Raw genomic sequence first — 15,828 nt, 5'->3', positions numbered from 1 at the left:
GCTGGGAGGGGGGGTGGATGCGAAGTCCACTCTGGCCTCGCCGCCCGATGCGGACATCTCTCTACGTGTTCAGCCTCGATTTACACGGAGAAGCGCCACCGACCACACGGAGATTGCCCGATTCCACACTGAAATTTGGGTCTCCCAGCACTGAGTTTCCTCTTTTCTACACTGAGGCGGCTTTTTCGCCCTTAGCCTTCCCGTATGGGTTTCGATTTCAAATCGGAACCACAGATGGATTGGGGGATTCGTGGAAAATCGCATCTTGATTGCTCGGGACGTCCCATCGGCAACACCCGCCCGTGGCCCGCTTGCGAGCATCCTGGGCCCCCTGCGATCAGAGCTGCGGTGTGCCCCTGCGCAAGGGGTTATTACCGGTGGCGGCGGTCTTCGGAATGGATCGAAATGCTCTATTACCTAGACGAACTCCTGACGGCTATGGACGCAACTCCGGGCCGACGCTGGTTCAACCTAGCAAGTGCGGTGCTCACCGTTGTGATATTCGGTGCACTCGCCAGAGCAGGCGTGTCGAGCTGGGTTATCGTCCCCGCGGTTTGCATTGAATTCTTATGCCATGGAGCCCTTGTTGCCGTCTGGGCCCGAAAAGACGCTTTCGATGCGTACAAACAAAGCGAACGCGCATGCGAACCCTAGTTATCCCTGTCGCCCCAGCGGTCGTAGCTAACTCCCCCAGAAAGGTTCCGAAAATGATCTTTTCATCAGCTATCCGCAGAACGGCCACTGCGCTCGTGCTCACGTGTGTCGCTGGCAGCACTATTGTCGGGCTCCTTCACGAACCGAAGACACCGCCTCTTGCCTGGACCTCCATAGCTATTGGCGCGGTTGCCCTGGTCCTAGTGCTCACGACAAGGCGAAGTCCGAAGCGCGATGCTGGTCTGTTCGCGATCAGCGGGATGGGTAGTGGCGTTTTCACGGGAGCGGCGACCGTTGGCTTCCCCGGGTCGATTCCGATATGGCTTTGGACAATCGGCGCGATCTGTCTTGGAACCATGTCTCTCGTCGTCGATGCTGAGGCCTCCGAAAACAAATCCGTCAGTAGTCTCTAGGTGCCGGCCATGGGAAGGCTATTCGTTCTCGCGCTGGGGTCGGTGGTGGTCCTGTTCGTGGAGCGCCTGATCTGGGGCCGAGAGCGGGCACCTCCGTACTTGAGCAAAGGACTCGTGTACCGCGACCCCGGTCCCGTTCCGTGCGATCGGCTCGGGGTGGAGAACATGTTCGATATTCATGTCTGACCAGAAACGCGGTCGGAATTCAAAGGCCGACCGGTAATTGAGAATGGGGAATCGAATGAAAATGGTTAGGAATGCAAGGAAGGTAGTTGCGGTAGGTGCGCTGACAGCGCTCATGGCAATTGGGGTCGCGTCGGGAGCGCAGGCCACTAGCGCATCGGGCACGGCGTATTTCGATAACGGGCAGCCGATCACGGCAAATATGTGGATTCAGCCGGTATCAAATGGCGGTTGTGGGAGTTTTTCCTCGTCGGCTGTGATGAACGTATCACCCAATTGGATTCGCAATACGACATCGTTCTATCAGTACGGTGTTGGGTCCATCAGCATCAAGGGTGTCAATGTATCGGGATCCGGAACCAGTAATCCGGCGACACTTCAGTGGACCAACAGTAACGGTGCTCGTGGATCATATCTGAGTGGCACAGTCTGCATGGGTTGGGGAGCGTTCTACTTGGGTGCGGATGTGGCGGCCACCGCTTACTATTACGGCAATTTGCGCACTGCCTCCGCGCGCGTATGACTAAGAGATCGGCACTGCAGAAATGAAAAGAAGCCTAGGTATATGCCGTCAAAAGTTGCAGAACATACGAAACGCCAAACTGTTTTCGGTGCTAATCGTGGCTATGCTTTTCCTGCCTGCCTGCAGTGCCGATCTCTCCGCACCCGCTAACGATGTGTCTGCCATACAAGGGGACTTGAAGAAGCTCGAGGGAACCAACGGCCTCATAAGGATGCCCGAGGGGGAGGGCCAAGAGCGTGGAGATCTGTACACTACGGCAGTGTACTCCGAGGACCTTGGGACCTACCTGCTGGCCGCGGACAGCGCCAACAGGACTGTCCGTGAAGCGCTCAGCGAGCAGTCCACAGTCGACCTGCCGACGCTATGGTCGGCGCTTAAGCTGATTAGGACTGCCGGCGCGGCTGTGCCTGCCGAATTAGAGGAGAAATTGGCCAGTGCCTCGATGACTCCGACGCAACAGGATGTAGGCGCGGAAATCGCCGCGCTGTGGTTTTGGATCGATATCGGTAGGATGCAAGGCTGGTCCGCGATTGCTGCAAAGTCCTTTGGGGGAGAAGCGCTCGTACGGCTTGGCGCAATTGACGTCAACTCGATCGCGGAGAAGCCCTATCTTCTGTGGCGTCTCTTCGATTCCTATTCGGCTCTGCAAAAGGCGAAACCCAGTCAATTGGAACGAGCATTGAAGAACGTGGATTCCAGGAAGCTCCCTGGCGACTATGAGTCAACCCTTGACTTTCAAGCCGCTCTTGAAGTGAGAGCAACTCTTGGAAAGGATCTGGTCGTTCCAAATGACGCTAGAGAACATATCGTTAGGCTTCTGGATTCAAACCAGGTGCATGATGACGCGCTGATCGCCTCAATGCTGCGTTCCCTGGAATTGCTGAACGCTCAGACCGAGGCCCAACGACTTGTCAAGGACCGTATCGCACCCAGGGTTGACCAGACGACGGGACTTATCCGTTCATCGACTCTCGCCAAAGGCTCGGTCCACGGGACGTATCTTGCCGCAAGACTCCTCGACACTAACTTTCCAGAGGTCACGAGCGAAAGAACCAGAGACGAACTGGAACGGGTGTTGAAGGCACCTGGAACCGATCTGATCACCCAACTCAAGGCGCTTGTGGCGCTTAAGCGCTCCGGATCTTCATCCTGGGGGAGCTACGGTTCGATCATCGAGCAGGGAAGGGCAGCGCTTCCGGCTGCCGTGACATTCGCAAATCTCAGCGGGTACATCGACCTGGTGGATGTTCTGGTGCAGCTTGAGCCTAATGCCCGGTTGGCGCGACTGGAGACGTTCGACGCAGACCCCGGGGTTGAACATCTACTTTCCGGAGCGCTAATGGCGCTCTCCAACTCCATGTACTTCTCAAACAGCGAAGAAGTGAGATCAATGTTTCCGGCCGTCCAGTCCGCTCTCCCGCAGCTCATCGGTTCATCCAGAGGAAAGGGCCTGAACTACTTTCGGGCGTTGACCGCCATGACGAACGCAAGTCGGTCCGGACTTGGATCAAACGACTTCGACAAGGCGGCCGAGGAACTGCGGACTCTGAAAGGCTGTAAAGAATTCCCGTCTCTGTATCGGATGGAACCAGACAAAGCGTCACCATGCAGCCTCTCGATTTCAGCTGCCATGATCGCGGTCCCGGGTGCCTACGATTTCGGGGAGAACAAGTGACTTCGGTACTTCGTCTTGAGAACATCACCAAGTCTTTTTCAGATGAACGCGGGACCCGACAGTTGGTCCTTTCTGGAGTCAGCCTGAACGTCCAGGCAGGTGAAATCGTCTGGCTGCGAGGTGAATCGGGTTCGGGGAAGTCAACCATCCTGAATATCTCCGGACTTCTATCGACCCCCGATGCCGGCAAAGTGTGGATCAACGGTAACGACAGAACCGATGCATCGTCCCGGACGGCTAGTCGTGTCCGCTCGAGCGAAATTGGAATGGTGTTTCAGAGCAGCAACCTTCTTCCCGAACTTACGGCGCTGGAAAATGTTCTCCTTGCCAGCAGCAAGCCCATGACACGCGCAACGATTACGGAGCAGTTGGAACGCTTCGGTCTTGCGGCGGTCGCTGACCGGCAAGCGAAGAGGCTTTCCGGCGGCCAGCAACAAAGAGTCGCGTTTTGCCGCGCACTGATCAACGAACCATCGCTGCTACTAGCGGACGAACCAAGTTCGGGTCTTGACGCGCCAAACACTGAAGCCATCCTGGACGCCATGCGAAGGGGCGCCGACGGCGGGTGCGGTGTCCTCGTCGCTTCCCATGACGAAGTCTTCCAGCATGTGGCCCACCGTCAGCTTCCGATGAAGGAGTTGCTCCTTGAACAGAAATAGAGCCTTTGCTGCGAGGTCGGTGCGGCTTTCTCTCTCGAAATTGAGGCCACTCGCGGTCCTGATGAGTCTTGGCATCGCGGTATTCATATTCGCCGACAGCATCGTTGGGGCAGGCATAAGTTCATACTCAAACAAGATCAGCACCAACTCCGCACTGAATTATGTGGAGGTGACCTCAGTCGGTCCAGACTCAGCTCGCGAGATCACTGACGACTCGTTGTCCCGGTTCGACCAAATCGATCATGTGGTGGGATCCTTCGGCTGGGCACAAATTGACCTCGCCATAGAGGACCCAGCGAACTGGCCGTCACCGAACAACCCAGGCGCGTTCATGGGTACGCCATTCATCAGCGGCATCACCCCGAAAATACTGCTCGGCGATGTCTCCGAAGACGGCCCTGGGGAAGGCCAGATCCTGCTCCCCGACAAGGGTCAGGGCCAGAAATACACCGAGCTGCTCGGCAAGGAAATGAGCTTCGTGTATACGAAGGAAATCGGCCCCGGCAACGGCGAACCCGTTTCCATATCGCTCCGCGTCTCAGGTATCTATGGCAACTCGTCGCCGCGTACGGATGGCGCACAAGCTGCCTACGTCTCCAGCAAGGTACTTCAGTCAACACTCGCCAATGCCCGGCCAGCCACCAAAACGCTGGTCTATCCCCGCGCATATGTGCGCGTTGACTCAGCGGATGAAGTGGTCAACGTGCAAAACCAAGTCCGAGCCCTCGGGTACTCCGTGAACAGCGTAGCGGGCCAAATCCGGTCCCTGTCAGGCCTCTTCGCTCTTCTTGCCCTTGTCAGCTGGGTGATCGGTGGCTTCCTGATCATCTTTTGCCTCGGCGTCGGGGTGTCCGTTGGCGGCAGTTGGATCAAGCAGCGGGCCCGCGAAGTGGGTCTCCTTAAAGCCATCGGCTGGTCGGGGGCCTCGATAGCAGGGGTTTACATGGTCGAGTTGGCTGCAGTGGGCCTCATCATTGGCGTGACGGGGGCGCTCCTGGGAACTCTTTGCTCCGTCATAGGAACGGCGGTCTTCAACGGACTGCAGCTCGACCTCCTGCCGGTGACCGCATGGGCCATGCCCAACTGGCTGCTCGTGCTCGGAGCACTCCTCTGCGTTCGTTTGTTCTTGTGCCTTGGAGCCCTCGGCCACGTCGCAAGACTCGCCCGGCTCGACGCGGATTCCTCGCTGAGGGACCTGTAGATCCCCTAGTGCCCCAGACTCCGAGCAAACCGCCACCGACCGCGTTTTCCGCGGTCGGGGGCGGTCCGAATACTTCGGTTTGGCGCGAAGTGTCCGCGACGTATTTGCCGGTCTTGAACCAGACGAAGCATGGAGTTCATGTCCTTGACCATAGGGACACCGAACTCGAAGCCAGGATCTCGTCCAGATCTGCCCGGAATATCTCACTGTCCACGCGCGGCAGGTGCCGGCGGCTGGCGATCAGTCGTTCTGTTTGGCGGCCGCGTCGGTGTACGGGCTGAAGCTCAGCCACCTCGTGGCCTTCGCGGGTAACGATCGGCGTTTCGCCACGAGCGACCCGCTCAAGCACTTCGTCGCCATGGTTCCTTAGCTCGCGCACCGTCACAGTTCCCACGCACCAAGTGTGTCATCGCTGATGCGGGGTTCGACAGCAAACCTCGTTGTAAACGTGTCCATTCAAGTCGGCGCCGCCACCCAGCCGACAGCTGCTACAGGTAGCCCTTCACACTGGCGCGAAGAGCGTCAGCGTGTTCGTAGATGTCTTCAAGGGAGTCGATGGGAACACGCCGTTCCTCTTTGTGTTCGTCGAAGAGTCCGATGTACTTCTGTGTTCGGTTGAAATGCAGGCGTGCTATCGGCCTGCGGTTATTGTCATCCAGAAGTACGGCGAAGTACGACTTGGCATCGCGTTGGAAGACCCTTGAGGGCTTTACGTCGCTGCATACGATCGCCCGGACAATCTGGTAGCCCTCGATTTCTTCGAGTGTGGTCTCAATACCATCGGCCTCGGCGAGGTCGGATTCAACCACCGGCTCACTCGTCACCTTCGGAAGAATTGCCGAATCGTCGATCTGCGTAAAGGTCTGAGAGCCGAGGGCCTTCTTAAGACGTTCATTGGCCTGATCGTTGAGAAACTGCTTCGATGCCTTTTTGACGAGCGAAGTGAACTGCTCGCGCACACGCTGCGTATATGGGCCGGTGTACACCCGTGTGGTCAAGAACTTGACCCACTCGTCTTCAGGCTCGCGGAACTGGGCGGCGAGTGTCCGTTTTAGCTCGCCGATGTATTTCAGTTCGCCAGCTGCGTTGATGATCGAGTCAAGATCGAAGACATCTTTTGAGAGTTTCTGGAGTTCAGGCAGGAGCGAATCATCGATGTCATTGAGATCCAGCACCAAGAACGGCTTTTCGTCCATACGGTTCGGAGCATCGAGATCAGTGAAGAACTGATACACCTCGCCATTGGTGAGTATGGCAATCCGCGCATTTGTGACTGCAAAGTAGCGGAATAGTTGGGAAGCGTGTTCGATCCTTACCGGTCCAATGGACTTCTTGCACTCGATGAGGATCTGAATCTCGCCATCCTTCACGATGGCGTAGTCGATCTTCTCGCCTTTCTTGATTCCCACATCCGCTGTGAACTCCGGCACGACCTCAAGAGGGTTGAAAACGTCGTAGCCGAGGATCGTTGAGATGAACGGCATGACGAATGCGTTCTTCGTTGCTTCCTCGGTCTGAATAGCCTCGCGCTGCTGACGCACCTTTGCGGCAAGCGCCGAGAGCCGTTCTGCGAATTCCATGTGTCCCCCTTGACCAATCCGACATTGAGCCAACCGTAGACCCGCGGCAGCAAGAGATCACGGAAGTCGGGCGTGTCTGTTTACATGCCACCTAAGCGCCCAAGCCCCTCCCCAATCTCCCGCCCGATCCGCCGCAGCAGTTCCACCGAAAGCCCAGGATCCTTCGACGAGTCCAGATCCGTGTAGTCCGTCAGCGTGTAGACACGCGAGAGCGACATCTCGGGCCACCGCTCCCGCGGCAGCAACGAGCGGCCCGCGACGGCGATGATCGGCCGGGTGCCCGAGCGGCGCGCGACGGCGGCCGTCAGCTTTCCGGCGAGGGTCTGCTCGTCGATGCTGCCCTCGCCCGTGATGACGACGTCGCAGCCGTCCTTGCGGGTGTCGAAGTCCAGGAGGTCCAGGAAGTAGTCCGCCCCGGATACTTGAGAAGCGCCAAGCAACAGGCACGCAAAGCCGATCCCGCCGGCGCTTCCGGCGCCGGGATGCTTGGCAAGGGACGCCGCACTCTCAAACCCGCCCGAAGTGAGCACAGAGACAAAGTGCGTCAGACCGGCGTCGAGCGCTGCAACATCCGCAAGCGATCCGCCCTTCTGCGGACCGAAAACCGCCGGCGCACCGTCCGGCCCGCAGAGCGGGTTATGCACATCGCTCGCGACAATCAGCTCCACACCAATCAGCCCAAGAGGCGCATCCACAGAATGAACAAGGCCAAGGTTCCGCCCGTTGCCCTCCAAAGAACGGCCCGAAGCATCGAGGAAACGAAAGCCCAGGGCGGTGAGCATGCCCATTCCTCCGTCGGTGCTCGCGCTTCCGCCCAGCGCCAGCACGATCCGCGCCGGCCTCAACGAAAGGGCAAAGAGAACAGACTCGCCAAAGCCTCGGCTCGACGCATCAAGCGGCAAGAGCCGCCCGTCCGGCAACAGTCCCAAACCGCAAGTATTCGCCACCTCCACAACAGCAGTGACCCCGTCGAACGCGATGCTCGCCTTGACGGGTTGTCCGGTCGGCCCCGGGACCACCAAAGCGTGGCGGGCGAACCCGGAGGTGACGGCGGCATCCACGCTGCCGTCACCTCCGTCCGCCAGCGGCAGCAGCTCACACTGCACCGCTCCGGCGGAACGGAGCCCTGTTGCCAGGGCGTCCGCCACCTCGCCGGCGGTGAGGCTGCCTTTGAACTTGTCGGGCGCGATGAGGACGCTCATCGGGGCAGTTGCGTTGCTCATGTCAGCTGGATTCCGAGTAGGCGGGACGGCGGTCGGCGGGCTGAAAAGGCTCGACGGCGGTAGCGGGCGCGGGAATTTCAATCTCCTGAATCGGCTCCACAAGTTCGCCCGCGAAGACGCGGCGGACACGGTCGGCGTCGAGGGTGCGGTCCCACCAGGCGATGAACAGCGTCGCGACAGCGTTGCCGGTGAAGTTTACGAGGGCGCGGCATTCGGACATGAACTTGTCGATGCCGAAGATGAGCATGATGCCCGCGGCCGGGATGGTACCGATGGTGGCCAACGTTGCGGTGAGGGCGATGAAACCGCCGCCCGCGACGCCCGCAGCACCCTTGGACGTAAGCAGCATGACGGCGATGAGGCCCAACTGCTGGCCGATGCTCAGGTGCGTGTTGGTGGCCTGGGCGATATATACGGCGGCCAGGGAAAGGTAGATCGCGGCGCCGTCGAGGTTGAAGCTGTAGCCGGTAGGGACAACAAGCCCCACGGTCTCCTTCTTAACCCCTGCGTGCTCGAGTTTGCGCATCAGGCCCGGCAGTGCAGGTTCGGCGGTCGAGGTGCCCAGAATGATCAGGTATTCCTCTTTGAAGTGCCTGATCATCGTGAAAATGTTGAGCCTCAGGAAGGCCATGACGGAGCCGAGGACCACCACGACAAAGAGGATCGAAGTGACATAGAAGAGTGCGATCAGTCCGCCCATGCTGGTCAGGGAGGACACGCCGTACTTGCCGACCGCGAAGGCCATGGCGCCGAATGCACCCAGCGGCGCGGCCTTCATGATGAAGCCCAGGATCTTGAACATCACACCGGTGAGCCGCTGCACGCCGTCGAGCACGGGCGCGCCAAGCTTGCCCATCGCGTTCAACGCGATGCCGAAGACAACCGCGATGAAGATGATCTGGAGGATGTCGCCCGCGATGAAGGGCTGGACGATGCTCGTGGGGATGATGTTGGTCAGGAACTGCCACCATTCCTGGTGTGCGCCGACGTCGATGAGCTTGGCCGCGGCATCAGTGGTCTTGATGGTGCCGGCCGCGGCGTTGACGCCCTCGCCCAGCCGAAAGATGTTGATCGCGACAAGGCCGAACACGAGCGCACAAATGGTGCCGAGCTGGAAGTAGGTGAGGGCCTTCAGGCCTGTCATCCCGACCTTCTTCAGGTCCGCGACGCTCGCGATCCCGCCGACGATGGTCAGGAAGACGATCGGGCCAATGAGCATCCTCATCGCATTGACGAACGTGGTCCCGATCGGTTCCATGGCAATGCCCGCGGTCGGCGCGAGCCAGCCGAGCAGGACGCCAATGAGAATGGCGGTCAGAACCCAGAAATACAGTTGCCGGTACCACGCTTTTTTGACGCGCCGGGTCTTGGGTGCCGGAGCTGCGCCGGCTTTGTTGATGTGTTCCATGATTCCTACCTCATTGTGGAATGTCTGTGGAGAAAGTTGGAGGGACCTCCGCGGGAGGTACGACGGCGGCCGGCCAGCCGCCGTCGTACGTCACTCATCGAAGGCTGGCGCTAAGCGGCGTCCCGAGGGTCCCAACGCGAGCTCGCGAGTGTTGGGGAGGGACCTCCGCGGCCTTGATGATCGCTTCGGTGACGTCGTCCGTGGTGGCTTCGCCGCCGACGTCGCGGGTCAAGAATCCGGCGGCTGTGGTCTGTTCGATGGCCGCCTCGACCAGGCGCGCTTCTTCGTGCAGGCCGAAGTGGTCCAGCATCAACGCGGCGCTGGCGATGGCCCCGATGGGGTTGCTGATGCCCTTGCCTGCGATGTCCGGTGCGGAACCGTGGACCGGCTCAAACATCGACGGGAAGCGGCGCTCCGGGTTCAGGTTGGCGCTCGCGGCGAGGCCAAGGCTGCCGGCGAGTGCCGAGCCGAGGTCCGAGAGGATGTCGGCGTTCAGGTTGGACGCGACCACCACCGACAATTCCTCCGGGTGGAGGATGAACTTGGCGCTCATGGCGTCAACCAGGACGCTCTCGGTCCGCACGTCAGGGTAATCGAGGGCGACCCGGTTGAAGGTTTCGTCCCAGAGGACCATGCCGTACTGCTGGGCGTTCGACTTGGTGACGGACGAGACCTTCTTGACCGTGCGAGTCCGTGCGAGATCGAACGCGAAACGCATGATGCGCTCGCAGCCCTTCTCCGTGAACAGCGCGGTTTGCAGCGCAACTTCGTTGCCCGGGCCGCGACCGCTCAGGTTGCGTCCGCCAAGTCCGGCGTATTCGCCTTCGCTGTTTTCGCGGACAACGATCCAGTCGAGCTCGGTGTTGTCAGCCTTGCGGAGCGGGGACTCGATACCGGGGAGGAACTTGACCGGGCGGATGTTGGCCCACTGGTCGAAGTTCTGGGTGATGTTCAGGCGCAGGCCCCAGAGGCTGATGTGGTCCGGGACGTTCTCCCAGCCGACGGCTCCGAAGTAGATGGCGTCGAAGTCCTTGAGGGCGTCCAGGCCCTTGGGGTCCATCATCTGGCCGGTCTTCTCGTAGTAGCCGCAGCCCCACGGGAACTCGGTCCATTCAAAGGCGAACTTCCCGTTGGAGTTCGCGGCCAGGGCGTCCAGGACGCGGCGGCCTGCCGAGACAACTTCCTTGCCGACGCCGTCTGCGGGGATTGATGCGATGCTGAATTTCTGGGTGGCGCTCATGCCTACCTCCTCGTTGAGTTTGTTAGCAGAGTCACACTGCCTTCCTCTTCAAGTAGACGGGCGGCGGGTAGGTGGCGTCCAAGACTTAGTTTCGATACGGCTGATAGGTAGCGCCTATCTTTTCTTTGCAGTCGAGCGCGCTAATCTTCGGTGTGCTCCGCAGCGACCTGCAAGAACGCCTTGGCCGCGGGAGTGAGGTTGTCCTTGCGGCTGAGCACCGCGACGTCCAGGTGGCTCACTGGTTCGATGAGCATTGTGCGCAGGCCGGCTTTGTGCGCGGTAGGAGCCCACGACGACGGCATCACCGCGTGCCCGACGCCCGCCAAAACGAGGGGCAAGATGGAGGTCCGGTGGGCGACTTCGACGACGATCTCCACCTGTACGCCGTGCGCCAGCGCATCATCCACGAGCCAACGCATGAGGGAGCCTCGCTGGCTCGCAATGATGCGCTGTCCCCCGAGATCCTCACGTTGAATGGCCGATTGCTCGGCGCCGAAGGTGTCGGCCTGCGGGTTGACGATCAGGATGAGCGGTTGTTTTTCGAGTTCGAGGACCTCGACGCCGGGGACCAAGATGGGCGTAGGCGAGCCGGCCAGCCCGATTTCGGAGCTGCCGTTCCGGACCGATTCGATCACTTCTTCGGGCGTGAAGGCAGCACTGACGTTGAGCCGGACTGCGGGATAGACCTTGGTGAAGGCGGCGATCATAGACGTCAGCGGCTCGATGCCCGGCGAAGGCATAGTGATGATGTCGAGCCGGCCGCTCCTGATGCCTCGGAGTGACTGAACAGCTGATTGTGCGGCGTCGAGGTCCCGCATGACGAGTCTGGCCGGCCCGACCAATTCCTTGCCGGCTTCGCTGAGGACCGCCCTGCGGCCGATGCGGTGGAACAGCGGAACGCCGACTTCCTTCTCGAGGCTCGCGATGGTTTGGGAAAGCGACGGTTGTGCGATCAGCAGATGCTCGGCGGCGCGGTTGAACCCGTCATGGTCGACGACGGCGAGGAAGTACTTTAGTTTTCGTGTGTCCATGATGGGGCTCCTCTGGCTGGACTTCCGAATCGATCGATAGCCTACGCCTATCAGTGGCCCGGGCGACGGCCGGGCTGTCTGGTGCCCTTCGCTGGCCCACCCCAAAAAACCGGGCCCCTTCCCAAGATTTTTCGCCCGGGCGTGGTTCTCGGGCCTAATAATGTCAGACCCCTTTGCGAAGCTTTTCCTATGGATGGCAATCGGGGAACACAGCTGATCGGAGGGGTCGCGCCAACCGGCGACGCGGTTCCGGAGGCTGCTGGCCCGTGCCTCCGGGTGCGCGAGTTGATCGATGCCGTGAGATCGCTTCGCCCGGCCGCTGCCTTTGCGCCGTCCGGCGGCACCGAACATGGCGGCTTCGCTGAACTTGCCGACACGGCCGAATTGATTGACCTGTTGCGTGGCCTGGAGGATCTGAAGTCAGCGGCCTCAGCCGCGCAGGCCCGGATCGCTGTCACGTTCGATGCCGCCCAGCGCAGCGCCGAGGCGGCGGCAGGTGTGCCAACCGACGAACGCGGCCGCGGCGTGGCCGCCCAGGTGGCTTTGGCCCGGCGGGAGTCGCCCGCCCGCGGATCCCGGCTCTCCGGACTGGCGAAGGCGTTGGTCACAGAGATGCCGCGCACCCTGGCCGCCTTGGAATCGGGACAGCTGAACGAATGGCGCGCCACCCTGTTGGTGAAGGAAACAGCCTGCCTGTCCGCCGAAGACCGCTGCGCCGTGGATGAGGAACTCGCCGCCGACACCGGAACCTTCGACGGCGCCGGAGACAAGGCCATCATCGCCGCGGCGCGGGCCGCGGCCTACCGGCGCGACCCCAGCTCCGTCACGCAACGCTCGGCCCGTGCCGCCGAGGAACGTCACGTGTCCCTGCGCCCGGCCCCGGACACCATGACCTACCTGACCGCCCTGCTTCCCGTCGCCCAAGGCGTGGCCGTGCACGCGGCCCTGACCCGGCACGCCGACACCCTGCGCTCAACCGGGGACACCCGGACCCGGGGGCAGATCATGGCCGACGCGCTCGTCGAACGCACCACCGGCACCCCCGGCGGGATCAGCGGGGTTGAGGTCCAGCTCGTCATGACCGACCGGACCCTCTTCCAGCGCGACAGCGAACCGGCGCGTCTCCCCGGCTACGGGATTGTCCCCGCGGGTTGGGCACGGGCAATACTCAGCGACAACGGCAATATCAAGGATGGCCGGTCCGGCCAGGACCAAGCCGAAGAGACGCACGACTTCAAGCTCTGGCTCCGGCGCCTCTTCACGGCCCCCGGAACCGGTGAACTCGTCGCCGTCGATTCCCGGGCCCGGTTCTTCCCCGCCGGGCTGCGGCGCTTCATCCAGGCCCGCGACGACACCTGCCGGACCCCCTACTGCGACGCACCGATCCGCCACTTCGACCACATCATCCCCTGGCACGACGACGGCCCCACCAGCCTGCACAACGGGGCGGGTCTGTGCGAGGCATGCAACCACACCAAAGAACTCAACGGCTGGACAGCACAAACCAGACCAGCAAAAACCAGGACAGCAAGAACCAGCCCCGGGACACGGCATGTCCTCGACATCCTCACCCCCACCGGACATACCTACCGATCCACAGCACCACCCCTGCCAGGAACGCGTTTGAACGGAGACCCGCCCGTCATGGCGGCACACTATTTCGGGGACCTGTCTAACCGGCGCCACCAACGCGAACTACGCCAACCAGCCTAGGCAAACAAACCCGGCAGAAGGATCGTAGGGTCAAGCTATGGAAAGCAAGGGCAGCCGCAGCGCCAGCTTGTCGTGCCTGCTCGATTCGGGTGCAAACCTGACAGTGGATGGTGCTCTCGCCACCGGAGTATCGGGGCGACTACGTCCTCACCCAGCGCGAGTTCAAGGAGTTCCACCGGCCGCGCATCGGGGCGCTCGTGGGGGCGGAGGTGGACCTGCTGGCCTGTGAGACGCTGCCTTCCTTCGCGGAGGCTGAGGCCCTTCTGGCGCTCGTGCCGGACGACACCGCGGGATATCGCTGCTGTGGCAAAGTCGATGAAGCGCTAGCGAGCAGATCCGGTCAGAACGTGCCGCCTCCCGTTTCGCCCAGTGGGTACTCGCGTTGGAGTTGGGCAACCTTGGGATCGTCCTCGTCAGCCCCGTAGTCCGAGTTCCGGGTGATGTCCTTCCCGTCGGGAAGTTTCATCGCGCGGAAGACAAGCGATAGGACGGCAGCGACAATGAGGTTGATGGCAAACGCGACGACCGCGATGTAGACCTGCACATTGGTGCCCGGGATGGCTGCGATGGAGCCGCCGAAGTTAGCCTTCGTCACGGGGTTGACCACGTTGTATGCAGCGACGGTGCCGTAGATGATCCCGGCGACCCACCCTGCGAACAGCGCCCAGCGGTGGAACCATCGGGTGTAGAGCCCAGCCACGATCGCCGGGAACGTCTGCAGGATCCATATACCGCCGAGGAGCTGCATATTGATGGCGGCGGACTGGTCCATGGCGATGACGAAGATCAGGGCCCCGAACTTCACCACGAGCGAGGCGATCTTGGAGACCTTCGCTTCCTGCCGCGGGTCGGCGTCGGGCCGGATCAGGTCGCGGTAGATATTGCGGGTGAACAGGTTGGCGGCAGCGATCGACATGATGGCCGCCGGGACCAAGGCGCCGATGGCGATAGCCGCCAAAGCGATCCCTGCAAACCAGGCGGGGAAATTGTCCAGGAACAACTGCGGAACTACAAGCTGTGGATTGACGGCACCGTTCAGGTCAATCGGCTTGGTGCCCGCAGAGATGGCCGCGTAACCCAGGAGGGCAAGGAATCCCAGCATGAGCGAATACAGCGGAAGGACCGCGGCGTTCTTGCGGATGGTGTTCCTGCTCTTCGTCGCCAGGACTCCAGTGACCGAGTGCGGGTACATGAACAACGCCATGGCCGAGCCAAGGGCCAGCGTCCAGTACGCGGAATAGCTGGCGGCACCCGGGATGAAGACGCCGGCGGGCTTGCCTGTGGCCGGGCTGACGGCGTCGAGTTTCGTCTGGGCTGCACCGAAGATGTTGTCCCAGCCCCCGAACTTGATCGGCAGGTAGATCACAGCGACGATGACCGCGAGGTAGATCAGGAGGTCCTTCACGACGGCGATGAGCGCCGGCGCCCGAAGGCCCGAGGTGTAGGTGTAGGCGGCCAGGACCACGAATGCGATGATCAGCGGTAAGTCAGTCAGCAGCACATTCTCAGCGCTCCCGAGACCCAGCACGGTGAGCACCGCCTTGATGCCGACCAGTTGCAGCGCGATATAGGGCATGGTCGCGACTATGCCCGTGAGGGCCACCGCAACCGTGAGTGCCCTGCTGCCGTAGCGCCCGCCCACGAAGTCCGCCGGTGTGACGAAGCCGTGCCGGTGCGAGACCGACCACAAACGGCTCATCAACAGGAAGACGATCGGGTAGAGCACGATCGTGTACGGCACCGCGAAGAAACCACTCACGGCGCCGGTGGCCCACATCGCGGCCGGCACAGCCACGAAGGTGTAAGCCGTGTAGAGGTCCCCGCCCAGGAGGAACCACGTGACCCAGGTTCCGAAACCGCGGCCACCGAGGCCCCACTCATCGAGACTGTGCAGGCCCGTTTCCTTGCCCGCGCGCCAACGCGCCGCGAAGAAGCCCAGCACCGCCACCAGGATAAAGAGCACGACGACGACGGTGAGCGCGACGCCGTTGACGGGCCGATCCCCCGTGGTCGCCAGAGGGACGGCGAGCCCGCTCATTGTTCTTCCTCCCCAGTGCGTGCGCCCCGCGCGACCTCGCGGCGGCGACGGTCTTCCTTGGTTACCAGCCGGTAGGAGACGCCCACCATGGCCGCGGTGATCGGAACCCAGAGCATTTGGTACCAGTAAAAGAACGGCATACCTGCGAGCCGCGGCTGGTCAATCGAATACGCCGGGACGAACAGCGGAACCAGAATGGAGATGGCCAGCAGGATTCCGGCCGCAATATACGGACCGGGCCTTGCGGGCCCCCGGGTTGGCACATCGGGAGTTGACATGGACGCCTC

Annotated in this window: 13 protein-coding genes and 1 pseudogene; 6 read left to right on the top strand and 8 right to left on the bottom strand. The window is 61.5% G+C overall.

The window, feature by feature from the left end:
- Positions 1–1,076 precede the first annotated feature (1,076 nt).
- The 4 genes from AC3WJM_RS06485 to AC3WJM_RS06470 all read left to right on the top strand — a co-directional run bounded on the left by AC3WJM_RS06485 (position 1,077) and on the right by AC3WJM_RS06470 (position 5,308).
- Positions 1,077–1,253: a hypothetical protein gene (locus AC3WJM_RS06485; RefSeq protein WP_306961992.1), complete on the top strand. Its 177-nt coding sequence runs from the start codon at positions 1,077–1,079 to the stop codon at positions 1,251–1,253.
- A gap of 695 nt (positions 1,254–1,948) precedes the next feature.
- On the top strand, positions 1,949–3,448 hold the full coding sequence (locus AC3WJM_RS06480; protein WP_492271426.1) for a hypothetical protein: 1,500 nt from the start codon (positions 1,949–1,951) through the stop codon (positions 3,446–3,448).
- Complete coding sequence (locus AC3WJM_RS06475) at positions 3,379–4,107, top strand: ABC transporter ATP-binding protein (protein WP_284991933.1); 729 nt, start codon at positions 3,379–3,381, stop codon at positions 4,105–4,107. Before AC3WJM_RS06480 ends, AC3WJM_RS06475 begins: the two co-directional genes overlap by 70 nt.
- 331 nt (positions 4,108–4,438) lie before the next feature.
- Positions 4,439–5,308 (top strand): ABC transporter permease, encoded by an 870-nt coding sequence (locus AC3WJM_RS06470; protein ID WP_492271425.1) that lies wholly within the window; start codon positions 4,439–4,441, stop codon positions 5,306–5,308.
- Between the two features lie 136 nt (positions 5,309–5,444).
- On the opposite strand, the gene AC3WJM_RS06465 is transcribed toward AC3WJM_RS06470, so the two are convergent.
- The 6 genes from AC3WJM_RS06465 to AC3WJM_RS06440 all read right to left on the bottom strand — a co-directional run bounded on the left by AC3WJM_RS06465 (position 5,445) and on the right by AC3WJM_RS06440 (position 11,790).
- A complete protein-coding gene (locus tag AC3WJM_RS06465) occupies positions 5,445–5,702 on the bottom strand; it encodes a type II toxin-antitoxin system Phd/YefM family antitoxin (RefSeq protein ID WP_492271424.1) in 258 nt (85 codons plus the stop codon).
- A gap of 94 nt (positions 5,703–5,796) precedes the next feature.
- Positions 5,797–6,888 carry a type I restriction endonuclease gene (locus tag AC3WJM_RS06460; protein WP_307053944.1) on the bottom strand — a complete coding sequence of 364 codons (1,092 nt, stop codon included), beginning with the start codon at positions 6,886–6,888 and terminating at the stop codon, positions 5,797–5,799.
- Positions 6,889–6,968: 80 nt separating this feature from the next.
- Complete coding sequence (locus AC3WJM_RS06455; RefSeq protein ID WP_492271423.1) at positions 6,969–8,111, bottom strand: glycerate kinase; 1,143 nt, start codon at positions 8,109–8,111, stop codon at positions 6,969–6,971.
- A 1-nt stretch (position 8,112) separates the two neighbouring features.
- Positions 8,113–9,519: a C4-dicarboxylate transporter DctA gene (gene dctA, locus AC3WJM_RS06450; RefSeq protein ID WP_492271422.1), complete on the bottom strand. Its 1,407-nt coding sequence runs from the start codon at positions 9,517–9,519 to the stop codon at positions 8,113–8,115.
- A 94-nt stretch (positions 9,520–9,613) separates the two neighbouring features.
- Positions 9,614–10,759 (bottom strand): tartrate dehydrogenase, encoded by a 1,146-nt coding sequence (locus AC3WJM_RS06445; RefSeq protein WP_492271421.1) that lies wholly within the window; start codon positions 10,757–10,759, stop codon positions 9,614–9,616.
- 140 nt (positions 10,760–10,899) lie between these two features.
- A complete protein-coding gene (locus tag AC3WJM_RS06440; protein ID WP_059389382.1) occupies positions 10,900–11,790 on the bottom strand; it encodes a LysR family transcriptional regulator in 891 nt (296 codons plus the stop codon).
- A gap of 189 nt (positions 11,791–11,979) precedes the next feature.
- On the opposite strand from AC3WJM_RS06440, the gene AC3WJM_RS06435 reads away from it, so the two are divergent.
- Positions 11,980–13,503: an HNH endonuclease gene (locus AC3WJM_RS06435; RefSeq protein WP_492271420.1), complete on the top strand. Its 1,524-nt coding sequence runs from the start codon at positions 11,980–11,982 to the stop codon at positions 13,501–13,503.
- Between the two features lie 125 nt (positions 13,504–13,628).
- Positions 13,629–13,784, top strand: a pseudogene (locus AC3WJM_RS06430) (homocysteine S-methyltransferase family protein); the annotation flags it as partial.
- A gap of 59 nt (positions 13,785–13,843) precedes the next feature.
- Here AC3WJM_RS06430 and mctP read toward each other — a convergent pair.
- Positions 13,844–15,541 carry a monocarboxylate uptake permease MctP gene (gene mctP, locus AC3WJM_RS06425; RefSeq protein WP_059389391.1) on the bottom strand — a complete coding sequence of 566 codons (1,698 nt, stop codon included), beginning with the start codon at positions 15,539–15,541 and terminating at the stop codon, positions 13,844–13,846.
- Entirely contained in the window at positions 15,538–15,819 is a 282-nt protein-coding gene (locus tag AC3WJM_RS06420; RefSeq protein WP_306961971.1) for a DUF3311 domain-containing protein, read from the bottom strand. Before AC3WJM_RS06420 ends, mctP begins: the two co-directional genes overlap by 4 nt.
- Positions 15,820–15,828 lie beyond the last annotated feature (9 nt).

Source organism: Arthrobacter sp. FW306-1B-G06A (assembly GCF_058781765.1).
This window is presented reverse-complemented; position numbering and strand designations above follow the sequence as displayed.

Coding starts and splice junctions, on each gene's coding strand:
- AC3WJM_RS06485 (WP_306961992.1), top strand. CDS start 1,077: ATGGGAAGGCTATTCGTTCTCGCGCTGGGGTCGGTGGTGGTCCTGTTC.
- AC3WJM_RS06475 (WP_284991933.1), top strand. CDS start 3,379: ATGCAGCCTCTCGATTTCAGCTGCCATGATCGCGGTCCCGGGTGCCTA.
- AC3WJM_RS06470 (WP_492271425.1), top strand. CDS start 4,439: ATGGGTACGCCATTCATCAGCGGCATCACCCCGAAAATACTGCTCGGC.
- AC3WJM_RS06460 (WP_307053944.1), bottom strand. CDS start 6,888: ATGGAATTCGCAGAACGGCTCTCGGCGCTTGCCGCAAAGGTGCGTCAG.
- AC3WJM_RS06455 (WP_492271423.1), bottom strand. CDS start 8,111: ATGAGCAACGCAACTGCCCCGATGAGCGTCCTCATCGCGCCCGACAAG.
- dctA (WP_492271422.1), bottom strand. CDS start 9,519: ATGGAACACATCAACAAAGCCGGCGCAGCTCCGGCACCCAAGACCCGG.
- AC3WJM_RS06445 (WP_492271421.1), bottom strand. CDS start 10,759: ATGAGCGCCACCCAGAAATTCAGCATCGCATCAATCCCCGCAGACGGC.
- AC3WJM_RS06440 (WP_059389382.1), bottom strand. CDS start 11,790: ATGGACACACGAAAACTAAAGTACTTCCTCGCCGTCGTCGACCATGAC.
- AC3WJM_RS06435 (WP_492271420.1), top strand. CDS start 11,980: ATGGATGGCAATCGGGGAACACAGCTGATCGGAGGGGTCGCGCCAACC.
- mctP (WP_059389391.1), bottom strand. CDS start 15,541: ATGAGCGGGCTCGCCGTCCCTCTGGCGACCACGGGGGATCGGCCCGTC.
- AC3WJM_RS06420 (WP_306961971.1), bottom strand. CDS start 15,819: ATGTCAACTCCCGATGTGCCAACCCGGGGGCCCGCAAGGCCCGGTCCG.